Raw genomic sequence first — 26160 nt, 5'->3', positions numbered from 1 at the left:
GTCACAGGTCTGGCATCCGGTTCAATCGGTCCTCGCCGGGGAGGAGTCGGCTCTCGTTTTCCAGCGCGCCGCCGAACTCACGGCGGAATTTCCGGGGGTCGGCCGCCAGGGACCGCTCGGCGGTCTGGGCCACGACGGTCGCGGGGTCGTCGGTCAGCTCCGCGAGCCGGTCGCGGGCACGGTCCTCGTCGACGCCGCCGAGCATGTGGGCCGCCCACTCCCGGAGCCGTTCGCTGTCCGCCCGGCTCAGTTCCAGTAGCTGGTCGGCCATCGCCGCCCCGCGTATCTTGAACAGCGAGATGGCGGCGTTGCGTTTGACGGCGTGGTGGTCGTCGGTCTCCAGGGTCTCGACGAGGTCCGCCTCGTGGGCCGTCCGGTCGACGTTATCCAGCGCCACGACGGCCTCGGCCCGGACCCACGGGTCCGGGTCCTCGAGCAGTTCGACCGCGACGGCCGCGGCCCGCTCGCCGCCGTGGCCGGTCAGCGCCTCGACGGCGAACTGCCGGACGTCGCTGTCCTCGTCGCCGGTGGCGGCCCGCGCCAGGCCGACGACGACGGCGTCCTCGGTGGGGACCTCGGCCAGCGCGAGGGCGGCCCGGCGACGCTCGACGTGGTCGCCCTCCGCGAGCCGACCCAGCAGCTCGGCGGCGTCCTCGTTCTCGACGGGTTCGGTGTCGGCCGCCGCCAGTTCCGCCGGCGTCGCCTCGCCGATGTCGACGTCGTCCCGGTCGACCTCGATATCTTCGAGCGCCTCGATGTCGCTGTGCATCCCCGGGCTCCGTTCGGGGTCGAGCTGCGGGTCCGGCTCCTCCCGCATGTGTTCCTCGAACTCGTCGGGGAGGTCGTCGGTCATCGCTGGCCCTCCAGGAGCGTGGCGAGCCCGAGCGCGAACGGGAGCGCGCGGTCGAGCGTCGCCGGGATGCCGGCGACGGCGACCAGCACGAGCCCGGCCAGAAGGAGCCAGCGGCGCTCACGGACGGCCGCGCTCGCGGTCGTCACCGCCCCGGCGACGGCCAGCGCGACCACCGGCATGGCGGTGCCGACCGCACCGAGCGAGACCAGTGTGACAGCACCGGTGACGAAGGGGACGGCGAGCCCGACCGCCACGACGACGGTGAACGCGCCCGCGCCGCCCAGCAGGTCGCCGGGGCCCGCCGCCGCGAACGCCGGCGTCAGTCCGACGGCGACGAGTGCGAGCGAGGACGCGAGCCCGCGAGTCGCGGCGATGCCGACGACCCCGCTTGCGAGTCCCACACCCAGCGCGACGACGAACAGTCCGGCGACGACGCCCGTCGGCCCGTCCAGCACGGACCGGCGGCCGCCGACGGAGAGCGCAGTGCCGGCTGTCACGGCGACGGCCGCGGGGAGCGTAGCGGCCGGGGCGACGACCGAGAGCAGCCCGAAGACGCCGGCAAATAGCAGCCCGACACCGGCCACCGGCGACCCGTCGGTCGCGCCGGCGGCCACGAGTGCGAGCGCCGCGAGGACGGTCCCAGCGGTCGCCAGCCCGGTCACGGGCGCCCGACTGGTGCCGTTCGGGGCGTTGACCAGCACCGTCGCCAGCAGCCGCCCCGCCAGCGCGACCGCCGCGGCGCCGGTGAGCCCGACGACCGCGGTCCGGAGACGGGCGTCGGTCGACGCCGGAACGGCGTCGATGGAGCGGCCGAAGCTCATCGCGTTCCCTCCAGCCGGGCCGCGAGGTCGTTCCGGTCGGCCCGGACGAACGACGCCATGAACTGGCCCAGCGGGCCGTAGATGTCGGTCCCGGGCTCGTCGGCGAGGCGGTCGGCGACGCCCGTCGCGGCGTGGCCCAGGTGCCGGTCGTGGAAGTCGAGCCTGGCGGCGGCCGCGCCCGAACCGACGGTCGCCTCGCGGCGGGCCAGATAGCCGGCAAACTCCAGCTCGTAGGCCAGCGCGTCGTGGTTGTCCCGTTCGCCCTGGTCGATTTCGAGGCCGTAATGCCGATAGGCCCGCGAGAGGTCCAGGTTCACGTCGTTCCAGGATTTCTCCGGTCGGTACTTCGACTCGTACAGCGGCACCGGCGGCCCGGTCGACTCCAGGGAGCCGTCGGTCCGGTCGGTGTACTCGCTGTAGCCCAGCTCGAAGATATCGTTGTACCGGGCCGCGAGTGTCTCGTAATCGTCCCCTGTCACCAGCTCGGGTACGGAGACACCGAGCGTCGTCCGGTCGACCGCACGCGTAAGCTCCGCGTCGAGGTCGCCGTCGGCGGCCGACGCGTGGAACGATTCGTCCGGATACCGGAACGCCGACGCCAGCGCCCGGTAGACCAGTCCCCGCGTCGCCGCGTCGCGGTCGAGGGCGTCGCCGTCACGCGCCGTCGCCATCAGGACATCCCCTCCCCGGTACGGCGGATGCCGTAGGCGGTCACGGCGATAACGCTCACGATGGCGACCCCGGCAATGGTCCACAGCAGGGCCGCGTAGGGCGGTCCCTGCGGACCGCCGCTAAAGGGGAAGTAGTGCCACTCGCTGACGGCCTTCTGGCCGGCGCGCTCGTCGTTCGAGCCGTTCCAGACCGCGAAGGCCACGTCGATGTCCTCGTCCTCGGGGATGGTCGTCCGGTTCTCGCCGGCTACGTCCAGGTCGCGAGTGTACTGGACCGTCCACGTCGCGTTCTCGCCGCTGCCCTGGTAGGTCGCGTTGGTGGTTATCGTCGAGTTAGCCATCCGGGTCGTCGAGCCGGCACCGCCGGCCAGCAGCTCCTCGCTCCCGGTTCCGCCGCTCCAGTACCAGACGTTGACCCGGTTGGTCGGCCCACCCATCGCGATGGGCGGTCGGGCGCTCTCGTTGACGGGGAACTGCACCGCGACCGAGTCCGCGAACGTCCGGGGGCCGTCGGTCGTCGTGTCACGCGTCGCGTCGTGCCACTGGAGCCTGAGATAGAGCTGCTCCTCCCCGCGGGCGGCCTGCACGTGGACGCGCTCTATCGTCGTGTCGTTGGCGTTGGGCACGCTGCTTGGCGCACTGGAAAGTGGCACCGTCGACTGGGGCACGTCCGACCAGCCGTCGGCGGTCGGCCCGCTGAAATCGCCCGTCGCCGGCTCGACCGGAATCTCGTGGGCCGGGCGGGCCGCCGCCTGGGGGACCGACAGCGCCGCGAGCACGACGAGGGCGGTCAGGCCGATACCCACGACGACGGGGCGGAGCTGTCGGCGGTCAGCCATCGCCGCTCACCCCGCGGTCGCGCTGGGGGTCTTCGAAGGGCTCACCCATCCTCGAACACCTCCAGCCGGTACTGGTCGGCCGGGTTCTTGTCCTGGAGAATCTCCATCAGCTCGCTCTCGCCGCCCTGGCGGACGATCTGGCGCTCCCGTTCGATGGTGTCTAGGGCCTCGTCGACCCTGTCGCCGAACAGCTTCCGGAGGTAGTCACGCGGGATGCGGTCGACGTCGACGGTCTCGCCGTCGTCGGTGTGCTGTGGCGGGGCGTAGGGCGGGATGTAGTAGACGTTGGGCTGGGTGTGAAACTCCGGATGCAGGGGCAAGGCCACCTCGTACTCCTCGATGAGCTTGTAGATGGGGCCCTCCTCGTCGTCCGCGAAGCCGACGAGCCGGAGCTGTGGCGGACACTCCTCGGCACAGGCAGGGGCGTACGTCTCCCCGTCGGGGCCTTCTCCCTCCAGACGCGGGTAACAGAAGATGCACTTCTCGGACTTTTTCGAGACGGTGTTGTAGTACACCTTCTTGTAGGGACACCCCTCGACGCAGTATCGGTACCCCCGACAGCGGTCCTGGTCGACCAGAACGATGCCGTCCTCCTCGCGTTTGTACAGTGCCGACCGCGGACAGGCCTCGACACAGGAGGGGTGGGTACAGTGGTTACAGATACGCGGGAGATAGAAGTAGTAGCTGTTGGGGTACTCCCCGGCGCCCCTGTCCTCGTCCCAGTTGGGGCCCCACTCGGCGCCGTCCCGTGGCCGCAGCGGTTCGTCGCTGCCCTCGTACATGATTTCGGAGTGGTTGAACTCCCAGGCCCGGCCGTAGTCCTCCTGGTCGGGAATCTCGCCGGTCTTGCGCTCCTTGTGTTCCTCGGACTGCCATCCCCCGCCCGACTCCTCCCAGCCGCGGGGATACCCCTCACCGGGCTTGGTCTCGACGTTGTTCCAGTACATGTACTCGCTGCCGCCGTCCTCCGTCCAGAGGGTCTTGCAGGCGATGGTACAGGTCTGACAGCCGATACACTTGTTCAGGTCCATCACCATCGCCACCTGATGGTCGATGCCGTCGGCGACGTTGATGTGGGTGTCCTCCTGTGCGTCCGTACCGTTCTGGTCAGTGCTCATTGTGAATCGTCCTCCGCGAGCCGCACACCGGAAACATCGCGCTGCTCGTCGTCCGAACCCGACTGGTCTTCGGCCAGTCGGACATCTACGTTCACGTCGCTGTTCACCCCGGTCGGCCCCCAGTAGTTCGGCGAGAAATAGAGATGGCCCTCCTCGTCTTCCGGATACTGGACCATCTGGGTCGGTTTCATGTACAGCGGCACCAGCGAGTTGAAGTTGTTCGCCCCGGGGAACTGGAACCGCTCCCACGCGAAGTACATCCGCGCGGTGCCGGGCTCGCTGGAGGGGTAGATTTTGGCCTGGACCTCCACCGAGGCGAGGTCGTTGTACACCTCGACGGTGTCACCGTCCTCGATGCCCCGCTCTTTGGCGTCCTCGGGGTTGAGATAGACGACCGGTTCGCCCCGCTGGAGCCGGAGCATGTGTTCGTTGTCCCGCCAGGTCGAGTGGATGGACCACCGGCCGTGGGGGGTGTTGTACGTCATCGGGAGGTCCCCGCCCTTCTCCGGCGGGACGGACTTGTAGGTCGGCAGTTCCTCGTCCAGTTCGAGGAACCAGTCGTGGTCGATGTAGTACTGCTGGCGGCCGGTGAAGGTCGGCCAGGGCTCTTTCTCCTGGACGTAGTCCTGCCACGGGACGTACGGTTCACCCTCCTCGATATCGGAGCTCCAGTGGTCCCCCGCCGCGAGCAGTCGCTGGGGCTGGTCCTCGATGTCCTCGAAGGTAATCCGCTCGTCGGAGTCGCTTGGATTGGTCTCCTCGGAGTGTTCGAGGATGAACTCCGAGGCCGCCTTCCCGTCGGTCAGGGCCTCGGCCTCGCCGGTCAGCCAGTCACGGACGTAGTCGTCGTGTATCGTCGTCAGGTCTATCCGGCGGTCGAACTCCCGGTCCGAGACCGGTTCGACGCCCCGCTCGACCGCCCGCTCCTGTATCTTCTCGGCGAGCAATCGGAATATCTCCCAGTCGGTCTTGGCCTCTCCCAGCGGCTCGACTGCCGGCGTGAAGGGGTGGACGTAGGTGTGCATGTCCGTCTCCGAGAGGTCGTACTTCTCGTAGTGGCTCGCGGCCGGCAACACGATGTCCGAGAACATCGCCGTCGAGTCCATCCGGAAGTTGATGTCGACCACGAGGTCCAGCTTGGGCCAGAGCTGCTCCTCGACGGCGACGTTGCCCTTGGCCTGGTTGAAGTAGTTCCCGCGCCAGACGAACATCGTCGACGGGTCCGGACGGGAGCCGTCCTCGCGCTCTGCGGGATAGACCGGCATCCAGTCCTCGTCGATGGCGGTCTCGACGCGCTGTCGCATCTCGGGGTCGGCGTTGTCCAGCACGTTGCAGTGGTAGTAGGTCCACAGCGTCGTCGGGACCGCCCGCTGGTTCTCCCGGGGGAAGGAGAGTTCCTTCCAGCCGTTGTAGGTCCATATCTTCTCCTGGCCGACGTAGTGGTCCAGTCCCGTGCCGGGTTCGCCGAGGTTGCCCGTCAGGGTGACCAGCAACTGAATCGCCCGGTTGCCCAGGTCGTTGTGGTAGTAGTCGTTGACGCCCTTGCCGTGGATTATCTTGGCCGCGTCGGCCTCGGCGAACTCGCGGGCGATTCGCTGGTAGGTATTGGGCCCGACGCTCGTCTCCTCGTGGACGAACTCCGGGGTGTACTGGGCCAGTTCCTCGGTGAGCCGATCCCAGACCGACCGGACCGCGACCGGGCCATCGCTCGTGTCGACGGTCCGGTTGACGGACAGCTGTGGGTCGAACTCCAGTTCGATGCTGGCCTCGGGGTCGTGCTGGCCGTCGCGGTTCCCCAGCGACCCCGGCGCCGCCCGTAGCTGCCCGTCGGCGTCGACGGTGACAAACACCTTCTCCGGGTCGCGGGCCCCGGCGGCCAGGCCGACCTCGCTGGCCCGGAGGAACTTGTCCGTATCTTCCCGAACCAGCAGCGGCATATCGGTCTGCTCTTTCAGGTGGGCCTCGTCGTAGAGCCCCTCGTCGACGATTGTCTGGGCCATGCCCAGCGCGAGCGCCCCGTCGGTACCGCCCTTCGGCGAGAGCCACTCGTCGGTGTGGATGGCCGTCTGGGAGTAGTCCGTGAAGATACCGACGCGTTTGGTGCCGTTGTAGCCGGCGTCGAGGAAGTACTTCGCGTCGGGGATGCGGGTGACGTTGACGTTCGACCCCCAGGCGATGAGGTAGTCGGCGTTGTACCAGTCGGCCGATTCGGCGTTGTCGGTCTGGGTGCCCCAGGTGATGGGCTGGCCCGGCGGGAGGTCCGAGTACCACTCGTAGAAGCTGTGGGAGACGCCGCCGAGCAGGTTGATGAGCCGGGAGCCACTGGCAAAGGAGGCCGGCGACATCGCCGGAATCGGGGTGAACGCCGAGATGGCGTCGTAGCGGCCGGCCTGGACCTCGTCGATGACGTGGTCGGCGATTTCGGTCAGCGCCTCGTCCCAGGAGATGCGCTCCCACTGGCCCTCGCCGCGCTCGCCGGTGCGGCGCTGGGGGTGGAGCACCCGCTGGTCGGCGTTGACGTAGTCGGTGTAACAGGCCCCCTTCTGACAGCCCCGTGGGTTGGGGTCGGGGACGCTGTCGTCGAACACCGGATAGTCGCCGGCCTGTTCCTCGCGCCAGACCTGGCCGTCCTTGACGAAGACGTTCCAGGAACAGGAGCCGGTGCAGTTGACGCTGTGGGTCGAACGGGCGATGGAGTCCCAGTCCCACTCATCGCGGTAGAGGTCCTCCCACTCGCGGTAGGGATAGGACCCGATGGGGTCCTCGACTGCCTCGAGCCCCTCCATCCCGTCGTCGGCAAAGGAGAGGCCGACGGCGCCCATGGCGGCGGCCGTCCCGATACCGCGCACGAAGTCCCGGCGGCTGATTCTCGCACTGTCCATCCAGCGGTCGTCGTCTGCGTTCTGTTCACTCATGGTCGACAAAGACGGTCATAGTCGCACACGCGGTGCCAACGACGGCGAGCAGGAGGCCGAGCGGGGTCGACCCGCCCACGTCCAGCCCGCCGGCCACCAGCGCGAGGCCGAGCAGTTTGCTCGTCGTATCCACGACGCGATAGCGGCGCCCCGAGAGGACGAACCGGTCAGTCATCCGCGTCACCTCCGGCCGCCTCGCCCGGCGCGGGCCCCTGCTCGGTGCGCTCGGCCGGCAGGTCCCGGCGCAGGAGTAGATACGTCAGCCCGCCGTACAGCGGTGGGACGAGCAACAGCGCCGCGGAGAGATAGGGGTTGACGACCGAGGTCGTCGTCCCCAGCACCTGGTCGGCGAGGATGTTGTTCATCCCCGCGATGGAGGCTATCATGACGAAGGCGACGGCCGCGACGCCGACGCCGGTCTGCCAGGGTCGCTTGAGCGGGTCGGCCGTGAAGTGTTCCTGCCCCGGGGCCCGGTCGACGAAGGGCCACACGGCGATGGCCGCAAACACCAGCCCGGGCAACACGACGCCGCCGATGAACTCCCCGCTGACGTGGACCGGCCCCACGGTGAAACTCGCCCACTTTGGCAGGAGCTTCAGGAAGCCATACACCCACATGAGGAACCAGTCGGGCATGATGAGCGACGGCGTCGCGGCGGGGTTGTTGGGCCCGTACTCGGCGATGTTGTGGACCGGCAGAAGTCCAGCGAGCAGCGACAGTGTCGCCGCAGTGAGGAAGAACACCACCGCCGAGACAGCCGCCTGGTTCGGGAAGGCCGGCAGCCCGACGATGACGCTCCCGTCGTCGGCGTCGACGGTGCGGTCGCCGGTCTCGACGTCGGCCTCGCGGGGCGCCTCCGTGTGTTTCTGGCGTATCAAGATAGCCATGTGGACGGCGATACCGACGGCGATGGCCGCCGGGATGACGAACACGTGGAGGAAGTACAGTCTCGGTATCGTCGCGCTCGACGGGAACTCACCGCCGAATATCACCTGCCCGAAGAAATCCCCGACCAGGGGCACTGATATCGTGAGGTTGTAGCCGATGCTGGTCGCCGTCGCGGCGAACTCGTCAAAGGGCAGGGCATAGCCGGTGTAGGCCGCCCCCATCGAGAGGGCCGCGAGCCCGGTGCCGACGACCCAGTTTGGCTCGCGGGGATTGCGGTAGGAGCCGGTGAAGAACACTCTGAGCATATGCAACCCTATCGAGGCGACAAAGAGGTGGGCCGCCCAGTGGTGGAGCCGGCGGATGAACATCCCGAAGGGGACGTCGTAGGTGATGTGCAACACCGAGACGAAGGCCTCGGGCATCTCCTCGCCCTGGAACTCCTGGACGCTGCCGTCGTACTCGACGTCGGAGGTCGAGGGCTCGAAGAACAGCCCGAGGAAGATTCCCGACAGCACGAGGAGGATGAAACAGAAGATGGCGACCTCGCCCAGAAGGAACGAGTCCTCCGCGGGGAACGCCTTGCCGAGGAATTTCTGGGCGTTCTCGACGTCGAGCCGGGAGTCGGCCCAGTCGTAGAGCTGTTTCGCGCGGGACATCACTCACCCCCCGGGCCGATGGCCCCGTCGAAGTCGCCCGTCGCGACCAGCTCGCCGGCGCTGGTAAGCGTTATCGGGAGCTGGGGCAGCGGCCGGCCCGGCGGGCCGCCGGTCACCGCCGCGCCGTCGGTCATGTCGAACTTCCCGAAGTGACAGGGACAGACGATTTCGTTGCCCTCCCGCTCGGCCACCAGACAGCCGGCGTGGGTACATATCTTCGAGAAGGCGGCGTAGCCGCTGACGACGAACCCCTCGTCGATCGCGTCGGAGTAGTCCGACTCGGCAAAGCGGACGAGCAGGGTCGGGGCGTCCTCGATACCCGGTCGCGGCTCCGGGAACACCGTCATGTGTTCGCCCTCGGCGAGTGTGGTCTCCGTGACGCGGTCGCCGTTCTCGTCGATGAGGGCCACCCCGTCGGAGTATATCGGCCCCTCGTAGCTCCGCTCGAACACCTGCGTGGTGCTTGCGAGTGGCGCGCTGAGGCTGGCGACGGCCGTGAGCCCGCCGACAGTCGCGAGGAACTTCGCGAAGTCTCGCCGTCGTATCTCCGCGCGGGCGTCGCCGTACAGGGACGGGGACACCGCCTGTCCGGAACACGAACACGATTCGGAGTCGCCGTCGTCGTCGGGTTTCGGATAGTCCACTGTTAGTGCCCCCTGAGTTCCGCGACTTCGACGTGTGGCATGAACCACGCGTAGTAGGCGACAGTCGAGAGCGCCAGCGAGAGGAACATTCCCGTCGCGTACAGCCCGAAGTACTGGGTGCGGGCAAGCGTGAGGTACTCGCCGATGAACAGCGCCGCGAAGATGATGGCAAGCACCGTGAGCCCGGCCATCGCGACCAGTCCCTCGATTGCATCGGAGGCGTCGTGGTACTCGACTACCCACCTGGTATCCGTCGAGAGCCACGGGAGCGAGACGTCCCCGCTCTCCGCGGTCACGCCGCCGTCGGTCACGGCGTCGTCGGGCGGTCTGACGGCCTCGTTCATGAACTGGTGGACAGCTGCCAGCACGCCGACGAGCGCGAACAGCGCGACCCAGACGACGACGCCGACCTGACTCGGGGAGAGCTTGTTTGGCGTGTCGACGACGCCCTCAAGCGGGCGGAAGTCGGTCACGCTCTCGTCGATCGCAATCTCTTCAGAGGGCGGTTCGCCGTGGAGTGAGACGTACCACATCGGGAGCAGCACCGTCGATATCAGCAGCCCGATGAGGATCGTGTTTCGGTGCATAGCTTTGAGAGTGTCCGAGACAGTCCGTACGTCTGGGTATTCCGCTGAGAATATGCTGAACTGCTACCCTCAGATGTTGGGTGTTTTATAAGCGATCGAGCGCCATCTCTGGATAGTCTGGTAGCCGACTGACCGACGGACGAGACGGAAATTGCACTGGCGAACGGACAGCCAGGTCCGTCTTTCCGGGGAGACAGTGCCTGGGAAACGGCGATGGGGGCAGAACGGTCAGGCGCGGAGATGTCTATACTGTGGGCAGGACGACCGATCGCGCCGGACGGACCGAACGCGAATATGTTCGGCTCAGAACCGTTCCGTCCCCACACGCAACTGTCTACCATGGTCGACGATATCCTCGCCGAGGTGGCCGTATTCAATCCGCAGGCCTGTTACGTCCAGCCAAACGCCACCGAGGACTGGAGTGTGTCCACGGTCTCCCGGAGCGGTCTCGGGGGGTCCGACGGGGAAGTCGTCGAGGAGTTCACGCTCTCCGGGGGCAGCGACGTGGACCCCCCGCCGAGGGAGACCGACACCGCCGAGCGGGTGTTCTCCTACGACAGCGAGCACGTCTATCGGTTCTCCCGCCCGGCGGACCAGGGGTGTGTCTGTGAGCGGGTCGAACGGGAGGGGTGTGTGGTCCAGAACGTCACTGCCGACGAGGACTCTCTCGCCGTAACCTTCCTCGTCGAGGACACCGAGACGCTTCGGGCGGTCATCGACACGCTGGAGGAGACCGGCGAGTCAGTCAGGCTCAGGCGACTCGTGGAGAACCCCCGGGGGGAGTCTTCCGGGCGGCCGACGGTGCTCGACCGCGACGTCCTGACGGGTCGCCAGCGGGAGGCCCTGGAGTGTGCCTACGAGATGGGATACTTCGAGCATCCCCGGGAGGTGAGCGCCGGCGAGGTCGCCGACCGGCTCGATATCACCACGTCGACGTTCACCGAGCATCTGGCCGCGGCACAGCGAAAGCTGCTCGATGACCTGCTCGAGGCCTGATAACGCCCGCTGAGAGGGCGCGCTGGCGGGGCCGTCCAGACGAACATATTCGGGGAAACCCTCTGCCCCTACCGAATCGTCCAGTGACTCATGGGAGAGCCAGACGGTTCCGTACTGAACCGCACTGACGCGCCGACCGACGCGCCAGTCGAAACGCTCGACGTGCGCCAGCTGGGCCCGCCCAAGCCGCTCCGGGAGACGCTCGAACTGCTGCCCGAACTGGACGACGAGACCGTTTTGATACAGTACAACGACCGGGCACCACAGCACCTCTACCCCAGGCTCGGCGACCGGGGGTACAGGTACGAGACCGTCACACAGGCGGACGTGACCGCGACGGTCATCTGGAACGAGAGATGACGGAGAACCCCGGGAGCGACGGACTGGAACTGCCAGCGGACGCCACAGACGTTCGCGACGAGCAGGTGAGACGAGCGCTCAGACAGCTGGACGAGCGCGGGGACCTCACGCCCCAGCAGCGGGCCACGGTGGAGCGACTTGCCGACCGCCTCATCGCACAGCTCCTCCGGATGTTCGACGCCGACCCCGAGACTATCGAGGTCGGAGACGCTGGCGACTGGGACGACGGAATCGCACTGTTTTCGGACTAGCGCTTTGCGAGTGTCACCAGCGCCCGCGAGGCCGTCGGGGCGTAGGGGGAGATATCGCAGTCGCCGTCGAACCGGGCGAGCTCCCCGGCCTGCAGTGTCGTCGTTTCGTCGTCGAGCGTCAGTTCGATTTCGCCGTCGAGCACGTGAAACACGACCGCCCGCTCGGGGTGCGAGTGAGCGGGAACGCGCTCGTCGGCCGCCAGTGAGAGCAGCACTGTTCTGGGCTCGCCCTCGAAGAGGGACTGCCGGCCCGCGTCGGTCGCGTCGGCTGTGGCCCGTTCCATGGTCACTGTTTGGGCAGCGTCGCCACGAACTCGTCGACGCCCTGGCGCTCACAGCTGTAGTTCTCGGCGTCGAAGGCGTCGACCTCGGCCTGGAACTCGTAGAAGAGTGGTTTGGGCTCGTGGTCGTTGATGATTTCGAGGCTCTCGCCGCTCGCTAACGCCTCGAACGCCGAGTGAATCTTGGGGTGTCGCTCCGGGGGCGGTACGTCGCGCAGGTCGAGTGTTGTCGCTGGCATACGACCGAGCGTACGCCGCCCGCGGCCGAGGGTCTTCGTGCGAATACGTTCGGGTCAGTCTCGCTGCGGTTCGAACGTTCCCTCGGCGATTCCCCGCCGGACTGGCTCGTGGGCCGCCTCCCCCGGCGGTGGGGCAGTGACGAGCGTGGCCTCGAGCGCCGTCTCGGCGCGAACCCCGCGGGACTTTCCGGCCGGCACCACGACGACCGAGCCAGGTTCGACCGCGTGGGTTCGGTCGCCCTCGCGGACGATACCGGACCCCTCGTGGACGGTGATGGCCACGTCGCTGTCCGGCGCGTGGACCGGAATGAACTGTCCCGGCTCGAAGTACCCCAGCACGACCTTCTGGGCGTCTGATTCGTGGAGGACGTGGGCGTGAAACCGGTCCGAGTCGAACTCGCGTTCGCTGTCGCGACCATACGGTCCCATCGGGGGCCGACGGACTCCCTGTTTCGCCGAACACGTTCGGGGATACGGATAGCCCTCTCCCCGCCCTAGAGGGCGGTATGAACGTCCCGAACCCGTTCTCGACCGGCGGCGACGACACGTTCGACGCGTACGACGAGTTCGTGCCCGACTCGCTGCCGGAACCGGGTCTCTTCCTCGCCGACCACAGCGTACTGACGGGGCCGGACCACCTCGCCGTCCACCGGCTCGCGCGCTCGCTGTTCGAGACCCGGGGCGTCTACGACATGACTTTCGGGTACAACCTGGCCCGGCTCAACGTCGACCGACGGCACCCCGACGCTGGGTTCCGCTACGCGCGCGAGGCGGACGACGACGCAGTTCTCCGGGCGGAGTTCACGCCGACGACGGAGTTTTGCCCACAGAGCGACACGCTCACCGTCGGTGCGATGCGGGCGTTCAACGGCGAGGGCAGCCGCCACGAGTACGACCTCGTCCGCGTCCGCGTCGCACCGATGCATCAGGAGGCGACCGCAATCAACGGGAAACTCGAACAGCTGGAAGCGGCACTACGGGACGGTGAGGACTCGGCAAGCAGTGCGGCGACCGATTCGAACAGCGCGCCCTTCTAGTCCGCGTGTCGTATCCGGACGTGCCACTCCTCGGCGGTGACCTGCTCGCTCTCGTACTCGAACCCGCGAGTCGACAGCACGTCGTACAGCGGCTTCGGCTCGAAGCTGTTGACCAGTTCCAGTGTCGCGCCCTCGTCGAGGTCCTGCAGGGCGGCCATGATATCCCCGAACGGTTCGCCTTCGATATCACGGACATCTAGTACGGTGTCTGGCGTCATGTCCGGAGATTCGCGGTGCGCCAGAGTAGCGGTTATCCCGAACACGTTCGGGCTACGACACCGAGATATCTCCGAGGGACTCGTTTCGAATGAACTCCTTGATTATCGCTTCCTCGGCCCGATGGAGCGTGTTAGAGCAGGTCGACTTTGCGATGTCTATCTCCGCTGCGAGCTCGGTCAGCGAACACTGACGGGGGGTGTCGTAATACCCTGCTTCGACCGCTGCCTCGACGACCTCGCGCTGGCGGTCGGTGAGCAACCGTTCCCGACCTGGCTCCTGGCGAATATATTCCACGGAGAAAGAAATGCCGAACTCGTCGAGTTGTTCACCCAGCTCCGAGAGCTGTTCGGTCGGGGCTGTCACTTCCCACGTCACCTCGCCATCTCTGATATCGAACGGCATTTCGAGCGGGACGTTCGACCCACGAGCCGGCAGGAGCAAGAGCGGGTCCGACGTCTCGAACTGAACCAGCGCCTCGTCGTCTCGCTGCTGGAGCGTCTCGATGTCGGTGACGTCGTCCTGTTGGCCCATCGCGGTCACGACCCCGTCGGTTGTCGGACCGGTGATCTCCACCAGTCCAACGCCCGACAGCCCGTCAGGGATAGCCGCCAGCACGCGGAGTCGCGTCTCGGGATAGCGCCGAGTTATCCCACCGAGCCAGACCTCCTCGGGCACAGTGAGTCTGAGTTTCGCGTTTGGCATATAGTTCCGTAATCAGTCCTCGATAGCATGAGTGTTCCCGAACATGTTCGCCAACACTGGCCCAAACGTCCGGAACGTTGGCCTATGTGAGGCAGCTACGCTTACCTATGGAGACAGTCACAATGACGGAGACGCTCGACGGCGACCGCGACCGTCTCCGCGAGGCGATGACCGACGTCGGCCCGTTCATGCGCGCCGCCGAGTTCGACGAGGTGACCGTCGACGGCGATATCGTTCATATCACCAACCACGTCGGGCTCGCGACTATCGAACTGGAACTCGTTGTCGTCGAGGACAGCGACGCGGTCCTCACCTACGAGCAACGGGACGGCATCTTCGAGGAGATGGTCACCAGGTACACGCTCACGGAGACTGACGACGGGGTCGAAGTCGAGGCCACCACTGAGTTCGCGCTACAGGCGCGGCTCATCGGCCCCGTTCTCGACGCGACCGTCGTCTCCCGCCAGCGCCGGCGCGAGCTACGGGCCCAGTTCGACTATCTCGCGACGCTATCGTGATGGGAACATATTCGCCACAGTAGTTACGGCGGAGCGACAGGAACTAGCTCGCATGACCGCACCCTCCCACGACGCCGTCGAACCAGTGACCGACCACGACCACGACAACTCCTGGTCGGCCAATCTAGAGCAGCCCCACCACGCCGACGACGAGGAACTCGTCCGCTCGCAAGCGGCGACGGCCATCGAACGCACAGTGGCGGGCAACCACGTCAACCTCGTCACGCACGCGAACCACGGCCACCCCGAGACGTACCTTTTCTCGCACCTCGGGGACATCTACGGCGACGACATCGACGTCGAGTACGTCCAGCAGTGTGGCTGTGGCGGCCACGTCACTCGTGTCCAAGTCAAGTGACGGAGACCAGGCTGCCAGTACACTGCTCTCGATGACGGCGATGTGGCTGTCTCGCTTGCTCGCTGTGTTCGAAGGCGGCCCCAGCCTAGTCCGAATCCCGCCGCTGCTTTTCGGTGTCCGGCCGCGTCCGTCTGCTCTCGCGGTAGACGTCGCCGGCGGACTCGCTGGTGGCGACGAACGTCCCGAGGGTCACCCCGTAGATGGCGTGGCCGACGTGGAACACGAGCGCGTCTTCGGACTGGAGTTCGCGCCCGAGCAGTCGCACGAAGACGACTCGGGAACCGAACGCCGAGAGACCGAGCCCGTACGCGAGCCCGCCCAGCACGCTCAGCCGTTCGCGCGCGACGGGGTCGTCCACGTCGGTGAAACTCGCCAGTATCCCGTAGACCGCACCGCCAATGACGCCGTAGAGGAGATGCAAGAGCAGCCCCGGCACGAAGTACTCTTCCACGTCGCCACCGCCGACGAACCGCGCCCAGAACTCCGCTGTCGGCGGGAGCGCCTTGAACACGGGGATGCGGTAGACGGTCATCACGACTGTCGCGACGAGGCCCCCGACAGAGCCTCGCGCGAGCGAGCGGAGGAGTCGTGCCCATGACGGGACGCGGAGGGTCCGTTCATCGGCCTGTCGACGCTCGGACGCCGTTCGGTGACCGCCAGACATTGTTCTCGTCTGACAGATGTGTCGTGGCCATTTCTATCTGGGGGTGGTCGACCATCGCGTGTGGCCGCCGGTGCGTGTCGGTTTCTGACACACCGACCCGCGGCTGTCGGGTGCCCCGACAGTCCTAACTACACCGTGGGCGTAGCCGGGGGCATGACTACCGAAGACGCCCAGTCGGCGGCCGGCACCGCCGAAGGGCAAGGCCCCGTCGAAATCGACGAGGAGATGGCCCGCCACCTCGCGAACAAGCGTGAGGAGCTGTTCGAGAAGTTCGGCATCCGCGACGAGTTCCCGCCCGAGGTCCTCGAAGAGGCCGAGGCCCGAACCGAGGACGTCTACGCCGAAATCCAGGGAGAAATCGACGAACGCCGTGACCTCCGGGAGATGACGACGTGGACCACCGACCCCATCGACGCCCAGGACTTCGACGACGCCATCTCCGTCGAGGAGCGCGAGGAGGAGTACGTCCTCTGGGTCCACATCGCCGACGTGACCCACTACGTCAACCCCGAGACGGCGATGTGGGAGGAGGCCGTCGAGCGAGGCAACACGGTCTATCTGCCGGACTACACCATCCACATGCTCCCGCCGGTGCTCGCCGAGACCGTCTGCTCGCTCGTGCCCAACGAGGAGCGACTCGCACACACCGTCGAGATGCATCTGGACAAGGAGAACCTCGGCTACGAGGAGATAGACATCTACAAGTCCGTCATCGAGAGCGACGCCCGCCTCACCTACACCGAAGCCGAGAACGTTCTCGACGACCCGGACAGCGCCGACGACCTGCTGGAAGATACCAGCGTCGACCTCGCCGAGAAGACCGAGCTGGTCTGGGAGCTGGCCGACCGGATGCACGAACAGCGCAAGGAGGAGGGCTCGCTCGTCCTGAACCCGGCCAGAGACCGCGCCCACACCATCATCGAGGAGTGCATGCTGAAGGCGAACAAAGCGGTTACCCACGAGCTGATGTGGAATCGCGGCGTCGAGGCGATGTACCGGGTCCACCCACAGCCCAGCCCCGACGAGTGGGACGAGGCCCTGGTCGAGATTCAGGAACTCGACGGCATCTCCATCCCGGGGTCGGCGTGGGACGACCCGCGAAAGGCCGTCAACGCCACGCTCGAAGAAGCGCCGGGCCGCCAGCTCGACAAGATTCAGTGGGCTGTGATGAAAGTGATGCCCCGCGCGAAGTACATGAACGACCCCTTCGGCGGCCACCACGCGCTGAACTTCGAGATATACGGCCACTTCACCTCGCCAATCCGGCGGCTCTCGGACCTCATCAACCACTGGATCGTCTACAGCAACGACGTGCCCGAAGACCTCGTCGCGCTGTGTGACCGCGCCAGCGACCGCCAGAAGGACGCCGAGCAGTGCGAACGCGAGTACAAGAAGTTCCTCGAGGAGGTCGGGCTGGACGCGTCGGCGGTGAACAACCGCGGCATCGAAGTCGTCGAATCCGAGTAGGATTCGACTGCTCGAGAGACTGTGTCTCTCGGTGTTATAGACGACGAGGAGTAAGTCTGGAGCGGCGCCGAATCGTCAGTTCGCCGACTAGCGACTCTCGGTGAGGTGCTCGTGGCTCCACTCCAGCAGCTCCTCGATGATGGGCTCGAGGTCCCGCCCGGCGGGAGTCAGCGAGTAGTTCACCCGGACGGGTTTGTCCTCGACCACGTCGCGGACGACCAGCCCGGCCTCCTGTAAGTCGTCCAGTGCCTCGGACAGTACCTTATCGGAGATACCGTCGATGCGGCCCTTCATGTCGTTAAAGCCAAGCGGTCCGTCAGTCAGAAGCGTATAGAGCAACACCGGGTGCCATTTTTTGCCCAGTATGGCGGTCGCCCGGCGGAGGGGCTCGCTCTCTGCGTGGGCACCTGTCGGGCCCCCGTGCCCTGTCATGTTCTCGCGTTCCCACGGGTGGATAATATAGCTACGGGCCGATTGACAAACGATTTGACGCTTCGACCACCAGTCGGGACGTGAGCTCGCCGACGCTTGCGATTCGAACAGACGGCCTGCAGAAACGGTACGGTGACGCCGTCGCCGTCGACGGCATCGACCTCACCGTCGAGTCGGGGAGCGTCTTCGGCTTTCTCGGCCCCAACGGGGCCGGAAAGACCTCAACCATCCGCATCCTGACGACGCTGACCGAACCGACCGCGGGCAGCGCTCACGTCGCCGGCCACCCCGTCAGCGACCGGGCGACCGTGGTCGAACACATCGGCTTTCTCCCCGAGGAACCGCCGCTGTACGACGAACTCACCGGCCGCGAGCAACTGGAGTACATCGCCGGGCTGCGCGGTCACGAGGACTGGGACCGGGTGGAGGCGCTGCTCTCCCGGTTCGACCTCGCCGCGGACGCCGACCGCCGGGTCGGGACCTACTCGAAGGGGATGAAACAGAAGCTCGGCCTGGTCCAGGCGCTCCTCCACGACCCCGACGTGCTCTTTCTGGACGAGCCGACGAGCGGGCTCGACCCCAGAGCGGCCCGCACCGTTCGCAACACCATCGACGAGGTCGCCGCCGCGGAGACGACCGTGTTCCTCTCGACGCACATCCTCCCGGTCGTCGAGGAGCTGGCCGACACCGTCGGCGTGCTCTACGACGGCGAACTCGTGGCCGAGGGCGCGCCTGCGGAACTGACCAACCGGGCCGAGACCGGGACCACGCTGGAAGACGTGTTCCTCGACGTCACCAGCGAAGACCACGCACAGCGATGACCCGCCTGGACCCCGGGCGAAGCGCTCGCATCGCGCGTCTGGAGCTGCGCCGCACGTGGCGCACACTCATCGACAGCACCCGCGGCCTGCTCCTGCTGGCCGGCGGGCTGGTGCTCCTGGCGCTGTACAGCCTCGCCATCGGTCTCGCAGCGTTCGTCGGCGGGACGGAACTGACAGGCACCAGTCCCGAGGCAGTCCGGTTCGTGACGACGGTGGTGCTGGGCGGACTCGCCGGAACGATCTCGTTCGTCGTACTCCAGCGGACGGTCAAGACGAACGGCGACCCCGACGCGGCCGACGGGCTGTTGACGACTGTCCCCTACGAGGACGTGCTGGTCGGACTGGTCGGTGCCGAGCTCGGTCGCGTCCTCACGCTTCTGGCGCTCCCACTGAGCGCACTCGTCGTCGGCGTGACTCTCGGGAGCGGGCGCCCGCTGCTCGGGGCCGCGGTGGTCGTGACGACACTCGTCGTGGCGACGCTCGCGACGGTCGGGAGCTACACGGCCGGGCTCGCGGTGAAGCTGCTCGTCGCTCGCTCGGCGTTCGTGGCACGCCACCGGACCGCACTTGGCGCGGTGGCGTCGCTCCTCGTCCTCACAGGCTGGGTCGTGGCCACGGATGAAAACAGCGCCCGGCTTGTACTCCTCCGGGAAGCAGCCGGGTCGCCGCTGGCCTGGACCGGCGATATCCTGCTCCTTTCGGTCCCGGCTCTCGGTGGTGACCCCGTCGCCGCCGGTGTCGCGGCCGCCGCGCTGCTCGGCGCGCTGGCGGTCGCCAGCGTCGCCTGTGGCTGGCTGGCCGAGCGGGTCTGGTACGGCGACCCCATCCAGCCCGACCACGTCTTCGACGCGACCGGACGAACGCTGTCGGACCGCCTGCTCGCGGACCGGGTCATGACCGAAACCCGCGTGGTCGCACAGAAGTCGTGGCTCCGTGCGAAGCGAGCGCCCTTTACGGTCCAGTTCGCCTTCGCTCCGTTCTTCCTGATCGCGTTCAGGCTCGAGAGCGTCATCCTCGAGGGGACTGTCCCGCCGAATCTCCCGCTGCTCGTCGGGCTGGCTGGCGCGGCGGGGACCGGCGCGGCGTTCACGCTCAATCCGCTCGGCGGGGAAGAGCGGGTCCTCCCGCTGACGCTGACCGCGAAGCTCTCGGGCCGGGCGTTCGTCTCCGGCCTCGTCCTCGCCGGCGCGCTCCCAGGTGTGACCGCGACGGCACTGCTTGTCGTCGGTGTCGGTATCGCCGGCGGGATGGCCCCCGTCACGCTCGCCGCGACGCTCGCGACGGCGCTGTCGGCAGCAGTCGCGGCCCCGGCCATCGCCGCCGCAGCGGGCGTCGTCTTCCCGAAGTTCGGGGGAACGACCGTCGGGGACAGAGAAGTCGTTATCCCGAGTGCACTGGCCTTCGGGAGCTATCTCGCTGTTCTCGGCATCGTCGCGGCCCCCGGGACCGTCGCCACGCTGTCGCTGCTCGGCACCGCTCCGGTCGGCGGGCCACGCCTGCTCGCGGGCGGGGTCGCGGCGACCGTCCTGCTCGCGGCCGTCGCTGGGACGATGGGCTTTCTGTACGCGGCCACCCGCGTCGGGGCCTACCGACTCGAATGACGTTCATACTGGTGGCTGTACGTTTGTAACGATATTCGCCACCCCGGGGTGGCGAATTACGTCACTTTGGTACAGCCACCAGTATCAGCACACCGGCTTCGGGTCCAGCCCCATCGATTCGAGCCCCGACGCGTACTCCTCGTAGACGACCGTAATCGCCTCGGCAGCCGCGTCTCGGGCCTGCTCGCGCCCGGACTCATCGAGTTCGGCGAGGGCGTCGCGGGCCGGGCCGAAGTCGCTCGCGCCGCTTCGGAGGTCCCGAGCCACGTCGGCGCTGCCCTCGTCGGCCTCGTTGACGAAGAAACTCACCACCTGCAGATAGAACCGGTCGAGCACGAGCGGAACCGCGACGAGTCCCGCCCCGACTCGCTCCGGAGTCCCGTCGAGGGTATCGAGGTGTGACGAGAGCGCGTCGGGCTCGCCCGGCGTCGCGTCGATTCGTTCCGCCCGGTCGCGCGCCGCCCGCCCGGCCCGGTCGAACGCGTCGGCGATAGCGTCACCGCCCGTCGCGTCGGCCGCCCAGCCCTCAAGTGCGTCGGCGACACCGGACTCCCGGGTCGCCGCAGCAGTCCAGACGGCGTCGGCCTCGAGATTCGCGCCCGTCGCAGCGATGAGCGCCTTGTCCGAGCCGATTCGGGTTCGCTCGGTCGTCGTCGCCTCCTCGACAGCCGCGATAGTGTCGGCGGCGTCCATACACCACACACGGCCGCTCCGGACATACATCCTCCGCCCGATTTATCGGCCAGTGGCACCTGCTGTGCAGTATGACCGAGAACCCACCCGACCCGCCAGCCGAGCACCCCTCGCTCTCGGCGGCGACGCTGAAAGAACGGCTCGACGCGGGCGACACCGTCCGGCTGCTCGACGTCCGCGACCGCGACGAGTTCGAGCCGTGGCACATCGACGGCCCGACAGTGACGGCGACGCAGCTCCCCTTCGCGAAGTTCCTGCAGGCGAAAGTGACCGGCGACGTCGACGGCCTGCTCGATGCCGTCGCAGGCGAGGGCCCTATCACCGCCGTCTGCGCCCGCGGCGAGGCCAGTGCCTTCGTCGCCGGCCTGCTCGTCGACCACGGCGTCGACGCCCGGAACCTCGCCGACGGCATGGAGGGGTGGGCGCGACTCTACGACGCCCACGAGCTGCCCACCGACGCGGCGACCATCCTGCAGTACGAGCGCCCAGCGTCGGGCTGTCTCTCCTACCTGGTCGTCAGCGACGGCGAGGCCGTCGTCATCGACCCGCTCCGGGCCTTTACCGACCGCTACGTCGCCGACGCCGCCGCCCACGACGCGACGCTGACGTATGCCGTCGACACCCACATCCACGCCGACCACGTCAGCGGCCTCCGCCAGCTCGCCGACCACGGCGTCGAACCGGTCGTCCCTGCCCCCGCCGTCGACCGCGGGGTTACCTTCGACGTGACTGCGCTCCCCGCCGACGGCTCGCTGTCGGTCGGCGCGACCACCCTCGATGCGCTCCCGCTGCCGGGCCACACCACCGGGATGACCGGCTTCCGCGTCGGCGACACGCTACTGTCCGGCGACAGCATCTTCCTCGAGAGCGTCGCCCGCCCGGACCTCGAGGCCGGCGACGAGGGCGCCCCGGACCTCGCACGCACGCTCTACGAGACTCTGACCGAGCGACTGGCCGAACTGCCAGACGAGACGCTCGTCGCGCCGGGCCACCACAGCGAGACGACCGAGCCGGCCGACGACGGCACCTACACCGCTCGGCTCGGCGAGCTACGGGACCGGCTTCCGGCGCTCGCACTCGACCGCGAGCGCTTCGTCGAGCGTCTCTGTGGCGACATCCCCCCACGGCCCGCCAACTTCGAGCGCATCGTCGCGATCAATCTGGGCACCGATACGGCCGACGACGACACCGCGTTCGAGCTGGAACTGGGCCCGAACAACTGCGCGGCGGCGCCGCTCTAGAACGGCAACTTGCCGCGGAGTTTGTCGAGTAGCGACACGTCTTCATCGTTTGTCTCCGGCCCCACCACGTCCTCGTCGGGCAGAATCAGGGTCCGTTCCTCGTCCTTCTCGACGACGATGAGGTCGTCGTCTTTCAGCGCGGCCAACGCGTCCTCGATCTGGTCGATGGTCACGTCGGCTCGCGAGCGAATCTCGAACACCGTCATCCCCTCCTGGTGGCGGTCCGCGAGCGCGTCGAGTACCACAACCTCCGTCTCGTCCCGATTGCGGTACTCCGGCTTCGCTCTCATACCCCCCTCTAAATCCGGCTGGCTCTTGGCTTTGTCCCTCATTTGGCCGGCGGTCGGTCACCAGTGAGGTTGCGGCTCGGTATCGAACGGCGTGAGTGTGCTGGTTGTCGAAGAACACAACCGACGCAAAAAACGACTACTACAGCCCGTATCGCTCCGCCAGCGTCGTGTTGCCCGGCAATCTTTCCGTGTAGTTGTAGTACGTCTGCGGGAACTCGTCGACTGTGACTGTCTCGAATCCGCTCACAGTGTAGAGCGTACTCGCCGGCCCCCACTTTTCCGTGGAGTAGTAATTACCACCGGATTCAGTGTTCCCAATCTCACCATCGACATACTGTCGGGCCCACTCTCTTGTGTAGAACGTAGTTCGTACGAGCTCACCAGTCTCGTTATCGACGCCTTTGAAAAAGATTATTTCTGGCACCCACGATTCATTTGTGACTGAATTGCCTCCCTGCCGAGACTGGTTGAGCAACGCCTCGTAAGACAGCTGAAACGCCACATCCAGCTCGTTTCGCTGGGTGAAATTGTAGTCAGCTGGCATTTCATAGGTGATGACAGCGTAGTCCCCTGTCGCATTCGCGGCTATGTTGCCCTTGCTCACGTTATAAGGGACATCCCCCTTATCGGTGTACTGATTCACCACTATGCCATAGCTCTGGGCGGCAAAGAGGTACTGCTCCGTCTCGTTCCACGTGCGGGCATCACCTTCGAGCAGACCCTCCTCATCCTCTATTTGAACACGCTCGATATTCATCGTATAATTGAACGTGGCGTTTTGATCAACTGAAGTAACCTCGAAGGTGTAGCCCCCGGTCTGGGTGATGGTTGCCTCATAGAATCCAGTCTTCTTACCCTCTTCATTGCTAACAATTTCTGTGATGTTGCCATCTGGATTGACGGCTCGAATACCCGGATTCCCGCTTTCGGCTTCGACCGTGATGTTTACCATTTGCCCCTCTACGGCAGCGACCTGCACCGGCTCGTAGTATTTATTCCCGTCGCTGGGGTCGCCGTGGTCGAGCTCCCCAGCGGCGCTGACACTGCCGTTCTCGGGAATAGACATACTGCGGAGGTCAGTGCTGTTGGTGCGCTTCTCTCCGTCTTCCTGAGCAGGTCCCGATGTGCTTGTCTCTGTCGCGGTTTCTGTCTCCGTAGTGTTGCCCTCGCCCGAGAGAAGCCCGGCACACCCTGAGGTGACGATGAGAGTTGCCAGGAGAACGCTGAGTAGCGCCTGTCGAGTCGTAGTATTAGTGAGTCCCTGCATTGTCCACTTTGTTTTATTACTATCTTTTTTGTATTAGCATATAAATTTTGAGAAACTATTGGTCTGAAACGGACACCTGAGAACCTCGACTCAGATTAGAGCAACCCACCGGCGAAACCGCCACCGATGCCTTCGTCGTTGTTGGTGGTGTCCGTGTTTCCGTCCTCGTTATTGCCATCGGAGGGGCTAGGGCCGATGTCGAAGAGGGGAGAGTTGTCGCCCAGACCGGGGAGGTCCGAGATATCGCCCATACCGGGGAGGTCCGAGCCTCCGCCAAAGCCGGGAACGTCCGGTTCCTCCACTGCTATCCCCTCATCGTTTATTCTCATATCTGTCTTATGCTTGTCCTGGACGCTTTCCGGTCCACCTTCAATTGTATATCCGCCACCTAGTCTCTCTTTCACGCTCGGCGCGTCGGTGTCGATAGCGGTGAGCTGACCATCGATATAGGTCTTGACCTTGCCGTCGTTGTCTCCATCGACGATTATCTTCTTCCCGTTCTCGTACGAGTATCGCTTGTCGGCACCGCACCGCTGGTTGGGACATTCAGGGTTGTAGCTGCCAGTGCCAATGGTACCCATACTCCCGCTCCCAACCGAAACGCGATGGGTCGCACTGCCCCGATTCCCGAGCGTGTCGTACACCACCGCTCGCACGGGCGCCGTCTCGTCGAAGGAGTGCGTGAACGAGCTGGTCGCCGACGAGCCGTTCAACGAGTCCCGCTGGACGACGCTGCCGTTGACCAGCCAGGTGAGCGTCTGGAGTGACGCTTCCTCGGCCGAGACGTTCGCGGTGAACGTCACGTCGCTGCCGGACACCGTCGAGGTCGGACCGGAAATCGAGACGTCGGGCCCGCTCTCGTTGGTGGTGGTGACATAGAGCGTATCCGAGCGGGTCGCGCCGTCGTCGTCGGTGACGGTCAGCGTCACCGTGTACTGGCCGACGGCAGTGGCCTCGAACTGCGTCCGGTTGCAGTCTCCACAGTCCGGCGACATCGTCTTGCCGCTGGGCGTCTCGATGGTCCAGGCGACGTTCACGATTTCGCCGTCGGGGTCCGTCGAGGCGGTGCCGTCCAGATAGACCGTCGAGTTGACCGGGACCGTCTGGTCGACGCCCGCTTCGGGCATCGGCGCGGTGTTGTCCGCCGCGGCGGCGATACCACTCGTGGAAAACAGGAGAACGGCTGCGAGCAACAGGAGGGCTCCGACGCGCATTGCCGGTAACTGGCAGCCGAATCCCTTATAAAATTACGGATGCCTGACGTGAAACGAACGTGGGAGATTCGACAGCAGCGGCGGTGTCACCCCCGGCAACCGACGGGCAGGGTTTAAGTATGCCACGGCAACATTGACTGACAATGGGTCTCAAATGCTCCGTCATCGGGCACAAGTACGGTGAGGCGGAAGTCGAACGCGAACGGGAGGAACAGGGCAGCGAGGTCGTTATCACGATTCAGGAACGTGAGACCTGCAAGCGCTGCGGGAAGACGCGTATCGTCTCGGAGAACAAGGAAGTGACCGCCATCGAGACGCCGTCGGACATCGCGGGGGACATGATAGACGACGCCGAGCCGGAGGGCGACGAGACGGCGGACGCTGACGACGCGTCGGTCGAGGACGATTCGTCCGCCGACACGACGGCGGAGGACGAAACAACTCCGGCGGCGGACGAACAGCAGCCAGCGGTGTCGGGCGAGAGCGACGCCCCCGAGGATAGCACTGTCGACGCCGTGGACCCCGACGCCGACGATGCGGAGATTCTCGACGACGGCGACGACGAGTCGGTCGCTGGTGGGGACAGCGAACTCGAGAACCCGTCGACCGAGGTGTCGGTGGCCGAGGCCGAGGAGCTGGATGCCGAGGAGTCGGCGGTCGCGAGCGACCCGGAGGAAGACGACGGCATGATAATCGACGGTGACGACGAAGACGAGTCGGCGGTCGACGACCGGGAGCCGGGCGAGTGGCCCGACGAACCCGACGACGACGGCGACGACTGGACGCCCGAGACGGTGGCTACCGAGGCGGACGAAGACGACGAGGAGTCGTCGGAGGTCGAGCCGTTCGGTGGGGCGGGCGTGACGGTCCCGAACGGGCAGTTCAGCTGCCCCGAGTGTGACTTTACCACCGACGTGGCCTCGAGCTCGCTGCGGGCGGGCGATTTCTGTCCCGAGTGTCACAAAGGGGCGCTCGTCAACACCGCAGAGTGAACGCAAAGAGTAAGACGGCGCCTTGCAAAACGATGCCCATGCGAGAGTACAAGATGCGGCGCGGCGAGCACCTCGAAGACCGCGTCCCGGACATGGAAGCGTTCGTCGAGGAGTATTTCGGTCCAGTAACCGATACGGAGGAACACAACGGCAGTGACCTCCTGGTCGTCGACGAACCCGACAATCCGGTCTTCGAGCGCGTCGTCGCCGGCACCGTCTCCTACGGGAGCAAGAAGGACAAGCTGGCGCTGCACATCGACGAGCGCCCGGCCGAGGAGGTCATCGCCGAGGGCCACGTCGACGCCGCCGAAGACGCCGTCAGCAAGAAGAACAACTTCCTCGAAGAGGCGACCGGCCGCGACGCCAAGGCCCGGCGGGACTCGCTGAAACGCGACGTCGAGGACGACGCCGACGCGCCCGACAACGTCTGATAGGGCAGTGTAGCTGTCTGTGGGTGACCGTCTCCCGGGACTGGGGATACCGGGACGAGACGACTGTATGGACGCCGCTCGTCGCTATCGACGA

Annotated in this window: 33 protein-coding genes; 12 read left to right on the top strand and 21 right to left on the bottom strand. The window is 66.3% G+C overall.

Annotated elements, in window-relative coordinates; all coding sequences use genetic code 11:
• Position 1: 1 nt before the first annotated feature.
• The 10 genes from EGD98_RS00555 to EGD98_RS00510 are packed head-to-tail and all read right to left on the bottom strand — an operon-like array spanning position 2 to position 9992.
• Complete coding sequence (locus EGD98_RS00555; protein WP_220586402.1) at positions 2-853, bottom strand: HEAT repeat domain-containing protein; 852 nt, start codon at positions 851-853, stop codon at positions 2-4.
• The gene (locus EGD98_RS00550) at positions 850-1674 is read right to left on the bottom strand and encodes a DUF8068 family protein (protein WP_220586401.1); all 825 of its coding nucleotides are present in this window, start codon (positions 1672-1674) and stop codon (positions 850-852) included. Before EGD98_RS00550 ends, EGD98_RS00555 begins: the two co-directional genes overlap by 4 nt.
• Positions 1671-2345: a molecular chaperone TorD family protein gene (locus EGD98_RS00545; protein ID WP_220586400.1), complete on the bottom strand. Its 675-nt coding sequence runs from the start codon at positions 2343-2345 to the stop codon at positions 1671-1673. Before EGD98_RS00545 ends, EGD98_RS00550 begins: the two co-directional genes overlap by 4 nt.
• Positions 2345-3184, bottom strand: a complete 840-nt coding sequence (locus tag EGD98_RS00540; protein ID WP_220586399.1) for an ethylbenzene dehydrogenase-related protein — start codon at positions 3182-3184, stop codon at positions 2345-2347. The genes EGD98_RS00545 and EGD98_RS00540 overlap by 1 nt, the downstream gene beginning before the upstream one ends.
• 41 nt (positions 3185-3225) lie before the next feature.
• A complete protein-coding gene (gene narH / locus EGD98_RS00535; RefSeq protein WP_220586398.1) occupies positions 3226-4302 on the bottom strand; it encodes a nitrate reductase subunit beta in 1077 nt (358 codons plus the stop codon).
• Entirely contained in the window at positions 4299-7217 is a 2919-nt protein-coding gene (gene narG / locus EGD98_RS00530) for a nitrate reductase subunit alpha (protein WP_220586397.1), read from the bottom strand. Before narG ends, narH begins: the two co-directional genes overlap by 4 nt.
• A complete protein-coding gene (locus EGD98_RS00525; RefSeq protein ID WP_220586396.1) occupies positions 7210-7392 on the bottom strand; it encodes a DUF8120 family protein in 183 nt (60 codons plus the stop codon). Before EGD98_RS00525 ends, narG begins: the two co-directional genes overlap by 8 nt.
• Positions 7385-8761 carry a cytochrome b gene (locus EGD98_RS00520; RefSeq protein ID WP_220586395.1) on the bottom strand — a complete coding sequence of 459 codons (1377 nt, stop codon included), beginning with the start codon at positions 8759-8761 and terminating at the stop codon, positions 7385-7387. Before EGD98_RS00520 ends, EGD98_RS00525 begins: the two co-directional genes overlap by 8 nt.
• Positions 8761-9405, bottom strand: coding sequence for a QcrA and Rieske domain-containing protein (locus EGD98_RS00515; RefSeq protein WP_220586394.1), 645 nt, complete (start codon positions 9403-9405; stop codon positions 8761-8763). The genes EGD98_RS00520 and EGD98_RS00515 overlap by 1 nt, the downstream gene beginning before the upstream one ends.
• Positions 9406-9407: 2 nt before the next feature.
• The gene (locus tag EGD98_RS00510) at positions 9408-9992 is read right to left on the bottom strand and encodes a hypothetical protein (RefSeq protein ID WP_220586393.1); all 585 of its coding nucleotides are present in this window, start codon (positions 9990-9992) and stop codon (positions 9408-9410) included.
• A 339-nt stretch (positions 9993-10331) separates the two neighbouring features.
• Here EGD98_RS00510 and EGD98_RS00505 point away from each other — a divergent pair, with 339 nt between their 5' ends.
• From EGD98_RS00505 to EGD98_RS00495, 3 genes are all read left to right on the top strand, one after another.
• Entirely contained in the window at positions 10332-10988 is a 657-nt protein-coding gene (locus tag EGD98_RS00505) for a helix-turn-helix domain-containing protein (protein ID WP_220586392.1), read from the top strand.
• A gap of 90 nt (positions 10989-11078) precedes the next feature.
• Complete coding sequence (locus EGD98_RS00500; RefSeq protein ID WP_220586391.1) at positions 11079-11348, top strand: DUF2249 domain-containing protein; 270 nt, start codon at positions 11079-11081, stop codon at positions 11346-11348.
• Complete coding sequence (locus EGD98_RS00495; RefSeq protein ID WP_220586390.1) at positions 11345-11599, top strand: hypothetical protein; 255 nt, start codon at positions 11345-11347, stop codon at positions 11597-11599. The genes EGD98_RS00500 and EGD98_RS00495 overlap by 4 nt, the downstream gene beginning before the upstream one ends.
• On the opposite strand, the gene EGD98_RS00490 is transcribed toward EGD98_RS00495, so the two are convergent.
• The 3 genes from EGD98_RS00490 to EGD98_RS00480 are packed head-to-tail and all read right to left on the bottom strand — an operon-like array spanning position 11596 to position 12548.
• Complete coding sequence (locus tag EGD98_RS00490) at positions 11596-11883, bottom strand: cupin domain-containing protein (protein WP_220586389.1); 288 nt, start codon at positions 11881-11883, stop codon at positions 11596-11598. The two genes, EGD98_RS00495 and EGD98_RS00490, sit on opposite strands and share 4 nt — an antisense overlap.
• 2 nt (positions 11884-11885) lie before the next feature.
• Positions 11886-12119, bottom strand: a complete 234-nt coding sequence (locus tag EGD98_RS00485; protein ID WP_220586388.1) for a DUF2249 domain-containing protein — start codon at positions 12117-12119, stop codon at positions 11886-11888.
• 54 nt (positions 12120-12173) lie between these two features.
• Complete coding sequence (locus EGD98_RS00480; RefSeq protein WP_220586387.1) at positions 12174-12548, bottom strand: cupin domain-containing protein; 375 nt, start codon at positions 12546-12548, stop codon at positions 12174-12176.
• Between the two features lie 77 nt (positions 12549-12625).
• Here EGD98_RS00480 and EGD98_RS00475 point away from each other — a divergent pair, with 77 nt between their 5' ends.
• The gene (locus tag EGD98_RS00475; protein WP_220586386.1) at positions 12626-13156 is read left to right on the top strand and encodes a DUF7998 family protein; all 531 of its coding nucleotides are present in this window, start codon (positions 12626-12628) and stop codon (positions 13154-13156) included.
• Here EGD98_RS00475 and EGD98_RS00470 read toward each other — a convergent pair.
• A complete protein-coding gene (locus EGD98_RS00470) occupies positions 13153-13374 on the bottom strand; it encodes a DUF2249 domain-containing protein (RefSeq protein ID WP_220586385.1) in 222 nt (73 codons plus the stop codon). The two genes, EGD98_RS00475 and EGD98_RS00470, sit on opposite strands and share 4 nt — an antisense overlap.
• Before the next feature lie 52 nt (positions 13375-13426).
• Positions 13427-14077: a helix-turn-helix domain-containing protein gene (locus EGD98_RS00465; RefSeq protein ID WP_220586384.1), complete on the bottom strand. Its 651-nt coding sequence runs from the start codon at positions 14075-14077 to the stop codon at positions 13427-13429.
• A 107-nt stretch (positions 14078-14184) separates the two neighbouring features.
• On the opposite strand from EGD98_RS00465, the gene EGD98_RS00460 reads away from it, so the two are divergent.
• Positions 14185-14595 (top strand): SRPBCC family protein, encoded by a 411-nt coding sequence (locus EGD98_RS00460; protein ID WP_220586383.1) that lies wholly within the window; start codon positions 14185-14187, stop codon positions 14593-14595.
• A gap of 52 nt (positions 14596-14647) precedes the next feature.
• The gene (locus tag EGD98_RS00455) at positions 14648-14953 is read left to right on the top strand and encodes a CGCGG family putative rSAM-modified RiPP protein (protein WP_220586382.1); all 306 of its coding nucleotides are present in this window, start codon (positions 14648-14650) and stop codon (positions 14951-14953) included.
• Positions 14954-15038: 85 nt separating this feature from the next.
• On the opposite strand, the gene EGD98_RS00450 is transcribed toward EGD98_RS00455, so the two are convergent.
• Positions 15039-15617, bottom strand: a complete 579-nt coding sequence (locus tag EGD98_RS00450) for a hypothetical protein (protein ID WP_220586381.1) — start codon at positions 15615-15617, stop codon at positions 15039-15041.
• A gap of 153 nt (positions 15618-15770) precedes the next feature.
• Here EGD98_RS00450 and EGD98_RS00445 point away from each other — a divergent pair, with 153 nt between their 5' ends.
• Entirely contained in the window at positions 15771-17084 is a 1314-nt protein-coding gene (locus EGD98_RS00445) for an RNB domain-containing ribonuclease (RefSeq protein WP_220586380.1), read from the top strand.
• Positions 17085-17171: 87 nt separating this feature from the next.
• Here EGD98_RS00445 and EGD98_RS00440 read toward each other — a convergent pair whose 3' ends face one another.
• Positions 17172-17516 (bottom strand): winged helix-turn-helix transcriptional regulator, encoded by a 345-nt coding sequence (locus EGD98_RS00440; protein ID WP_220586379.1) that lies wholly within the window; start codon positions 17514-17516, stop codon positions 17172-17174.
• 80 nt (positions 17517-17596) lie between these two features.
• Between EGD98_RS00440 and EGD98_RS00435 the strand changes: the two genes are divergently transcribed.
• Positions 17597-18337: an ABC transporter ATP-binding protein gene (locus EGD98_RS00435; protein WP_220586378.1), complete on the top strand. Its 741-nt coding sequence runs from the start codon at positions 17597-17599 to the stop codon at positions 18335-18337.
• The gene (locus EGD98_RS00430) at positions 18334-19938 is read left to right on the top strand and encodes a hypothetical protein (protein ID WP_220586377.1); all 1605 of its coding nucleotides are present in this window, start codon (positions 18334-18336) and stop codon (positions 19936-19938) included. The genes EGD98_RS00435 and EGD98_RS00430 overlap by 4 nt, the downstream gene beginning before the upstream one ends.
• Positions 19939-20022: 84 nt before the next feature.
• Here EGD98_RS00430 and EGD98_RS00425 read toward each other — a convergent pair whose 3' ends face one another.
• Positions 20023-20631, bottom strand: coding sequence for a transcription antitermination protein (locus EGD98_RS00425; RefSeq protein WP_220586376.1), 609 nt, complete (start codon positions 20629-20631; stop codon positions 20023-20025).
• A gap of 71 nt (positions 20632-20702) precedes the next feature.
• Here EGD98_RS00425 and EGD98_RS00420 point away from each other — a divergent pair, with 71 nt between their 5' ends.
• Positions 20703-21872, top strand: coding sequence for an MBL fold metallo-hydrolase (locus EGD98_RS00420; protein WP_220586375.1), 1170 nt, complete (start codon positions 20703-20705; stop codon positions 21870-21872).
• Here EGD98_RS00420 and EGD98_RS00415 read toward each other — a convergent pair.
• From EGD98_RS00415 to EGD98_RS00405, 3 genes are all read right to left on the bottom strand, one after another.
• Complete coding sequence (locus EGD98_RS00415; RefSeq protein WP_220586374.1) at positions 21869-22162, bottom strand: DUF6432 family protein; 294 nt, start codon at positions 22160-22162, stop codon at positions 21869-21871. The genes EGD98_RS00420 and EGD98_RS00415 overlap by 4 nt on opposite strands.
• A gap of 139 nt (positions 22163-22301) precedes the next feature.
• Positions 22302-23429: a hypothetical protein gene (locus tag EGD98_RS00410; protein ID WP_220586373.1), complete on the bottom strand. Its 1128-nt coding sequence runs from the start codon at positions 23427-23429 to the stop codon at positions 22302-22304.
• Between the two features lie 95 nt (positions 23430-23524).
• Positions 23525-24643 carry a PKD domain-containing protein gene (locus EGD98_RS00405; protein ID WP_220586372.1) on the bottom strand — a complete coding sequence of 373 codons (1119 nt, stop codon included), beginning with the start codon at positions 24641-24643 and terminating at the stop codon, positions 23525-23527.
• Between the two features lie 143 nt (positions 24644-24786).
• Between EGD98_RS00405 and EGD98_RS00400 the strand changes: the two genes are divergently transcribed.
• Both EGD98_RS00400 and EGD98_RS00395 read left to right on the top strand, forming a co-directional pair.
• On the top strand, positions 24787-25635 hold the full coding sequence (locus tag EGD98_RS00400; protein WP_220586371.1) for a DUF7093 family protein: 849 nt from the start codon (positions 24787-24789) through the stop codon (positions 25633-25635).
• Between the two features lie 38 nt (positions 25636-25673).
• Complete coding sequence (locus EGD98_RS00395; RefSeq protein ID WP_220586370.1) at positions 25674-26066, top strand: DUF5611 family protein; 393 nt, start codon at positions 25674-25676, stop codon at positions 26064-26066.
• The last annotated feature ends 94 nt before the right edge of the window (positions 26067-26160 follow it).

This window comes from Haloarcula salinisoli (assembly GCF_019599405.1).
GTDB lineage: Archaea > Halobacteriota > Halobacteria > Halobacteriales > Haloarculaceae > Haloarcula > Haloarcula salinisoli.
This window is presented reverse-complemented; position numbering and strand designations above follow the sequence as displayed.

What these genes read in the sequence shown, in the direction of transcription:
- EGD98_RS00555 (WP_220586402.1), bottom strand. Translation starts at nt 853, where the DNA reads ATGACCGACGACCTCCCCGACGAGTTCGAGGAACACATGCGGGAGGAG.
- EGD98_RS00550 (WP_220586401.1), bottom strand. Translation starts at nt 1,674, where the DNA reads ATGAGCTTCGGCCGCTCCATCGACGCCGTTCCGGCGTCGACCGACGCC.
- EGD98_RS00545 (WP_220586400.1), bottom strand. Translation starts at nt 2,345, where the DNA reads ATGGCGACGGCGCGTGACGGCGACGCCCTCGACCGCGACGCGGCGACG.
- EGD98_RS00540 (WP_220586399.1), bottom strand. Translation starts at nt 3,184, where the DNA reads ATGGCTGACCGCCGACAGCTCCGCCCCGTCGTCGTGGGTATCGGCCTG.
- narH (WP_220586398.1), bottom strand. Translation starts at nt 4,302, where the DNA reads ATGAGCACTGACCAGAACGGTACGGACGCACAGGAGGACACCCACATC.
- narG (WP_220586397.1), bottom strand. Translation starts at nt 7,217, where the DNA reads ATGAGTGAACAGAACGCAGACGACGACCGCTGGATGGACAGTGCGAGA.
- EGD98_RS00525 (WP_220586396.1), bottom strand. Translation starts at nt 7,392, where the DNA reads ATGACTGACCGGTTCGTCCTCTCGGGGCGCCGCTATCGCGTCGTGGAT.
- EGD98_RS00520 (WP_220586395.1), bottom strand. Translation starts at nt 8,761, where the DNA reads ATGTCCCGCGCGAAACAGCTCTACGACTGGGCCGACTCCCGGCTCGAC.
- EGD98_RS00510 (WP_220586393.1), bottom strand. Translation starts at nt 9,992, where the DNA reads ATGCACCGAAACACGATCCTCATCGGGCTGCTGATATCGACGGTGCTG.
- EGD98_RS00505 (WP_220586392.1), top strand. Translation starts at nt 10,332, where the DNA reads ATGGTCGACGATATCCTCGCCGAGGTGGCCGTATTCAATCCGCAGGCC.
- EGD98_RS00500 (WP_220586391.1), top strand. Translation starts at nt 11,079, where the DNA reads ATGGGAGAGCCAGACGGTTCCGTACTGAACCGCACTGACGCGCCGACC.
- EGD98_RS00495 (WP_220586390.1), top strand. Translation starts at nt 11,345, where the DNA reads ATGACGGAGAACCCCGGGAGCGACGGACTGGAACTGCCAGCGGACGCC.
- EGD98_RS00490 (WP_220586389.1), bottom strand. Translation starts at nt 11,883, where the DNA reads ATGGAACGGGCCACAGCCGACGCGACCGACGCGGGCCGGCAGTCCCTC.
- EGD98_RS00485 (WP_220586388.1), bottom strand. Translation starts at nt 12,119, where the DNA reads ATGCCAGCGACAACACTCGACCTGCGCGACGTACCGCCCCCGGAGCGA.
- EGD98_RS00480 (WP_220586387.1), bottom strand. Translation starts at nt 12,548, where the DNA reads ATGGGACCGTATGGTCGCGACAGCGAACGCGAGTTCGACTCGGACCGG.
- EGD98_RS00475 (WP_220586386.1), top strand. Translation starts at nt 12,626, where the DNA reads ATGAACGTCCCGAACCCGTTCTCGACCGGCGGCGACGACACGTTCGAC.
- EGD98_RS00470 (WP_220586385.1), bottom strand. Translation starts at nt 13,374, where the DNA reads ATGACGCCAGACACCGTACTAGATGTCCGTGATATCGAAGGCGAACCG.
- EGD98_RS00465 (WP_220586384.1), bottom strand. Translation starts at nt 14,077, where the DNA reads ATGCCAAACGCGAAACTCAGACTCACTGTGCCCGAGGAGGTCTGGCTC.
- EGD98_RS00460 (WP_220586383.1), top strand. Translation starts at nt 14,185, where the DNA reads ATGGAGACAGTCACAATGACGGAGACGCTCGACGGCGACCGCGACCGT.
- EGD98_RS00455 (WP_220586382.1), top strand. Translation starts at nt 14,648, where the DNA reads ATGACCGCACCCTCCCACGACGCCGTCGAACCAGTGACCGACCACGAC.
- EGD98_RS00450 (WP_220586381.1), bottom strand. Translation starts at nt 15,617, where the DNA reads ATGTCTGGCGGTCACCGAACGGCGTCCGAGCGTCGACAGGCCGATGAA.
- EGD98_RS00445 (WP_220586380.1), top strand. Translation starts at nt 15,771, where the DNA reads ATGACTACCGAAGACGCCCAGTCGGCGGCCGGCACCGCCGAAGGGCAA.
- EGD98_RS00440 (WP_220586379.1), bottom strand. Translation starts at nt 17,516, where the DNA reads ATGACAGGGCACGGGGGCCCGACAGGTGCCCACGCAGAGAGCGAGCCC.
- EGD98_RS00430 (WP_220586377.1), top strand. Translation starts at nt 18,334, where the DNA reads ATGACCCGCCTGGACCCCGGGCGAAGCGCTCGCATCGCGCGTCTGGAG.
- EGD98_RS00425 (WP_220586376.1), bottom strand. Translation starts at nt 20,631, where the DNA reads ATGGACGCCGCCGACACTATCGCGGCTGTCGAGGAGGCGACGACGACC.
- EGD98_RS00420 (WP_220586375.1), top strand. Translation starts at nt 20,703, where the DNA reads ATGACCGAGAACCCACCCGACCCGCCAGCCGAGCACCCCTCGCTCTCG.
- EGD98_RS00415 (WP_220586374.1), bottom strand. Translation starts at nt 22,162, where the DNA reads ATGAGAGCGAAGCCGGAGTACCGCAATCGGGACGAGACGGAGGTTGTG.
- EGD98_RS00410 (WP_220586373.1), bottom strand. Translation starts at nt 23,429, where the DNA reads ATGCAGGGACTCACTAATACTACGACTCGACAGGCGCTACTCAGCGTT.
- EGD98_RS00405 (WP_220586372.1), bottom strand. Translation starts at nt 24,643, where the DNA reads ATGCGCGTCGGAGCCCTCCTGTTGCTCGCAGCCGTTCTCCTGTTTTCC.
- EGD98_RS00400 (WP_220586371.1), top strand. Translation starts at nt 24,787, where the DNA reads ATGGGTCTCAAATGCTCCGTCATCGGGCACAAGTACGGTGAGGCGGAA.
- EGD98_RS00395 (WP_220586370.1), top strand. Translation starts at nt 25,674, where the DNA reads ATGCGAGAGTACAAGATGCGGCGCGGCGAGCACCTCGAAGACCGCGTC.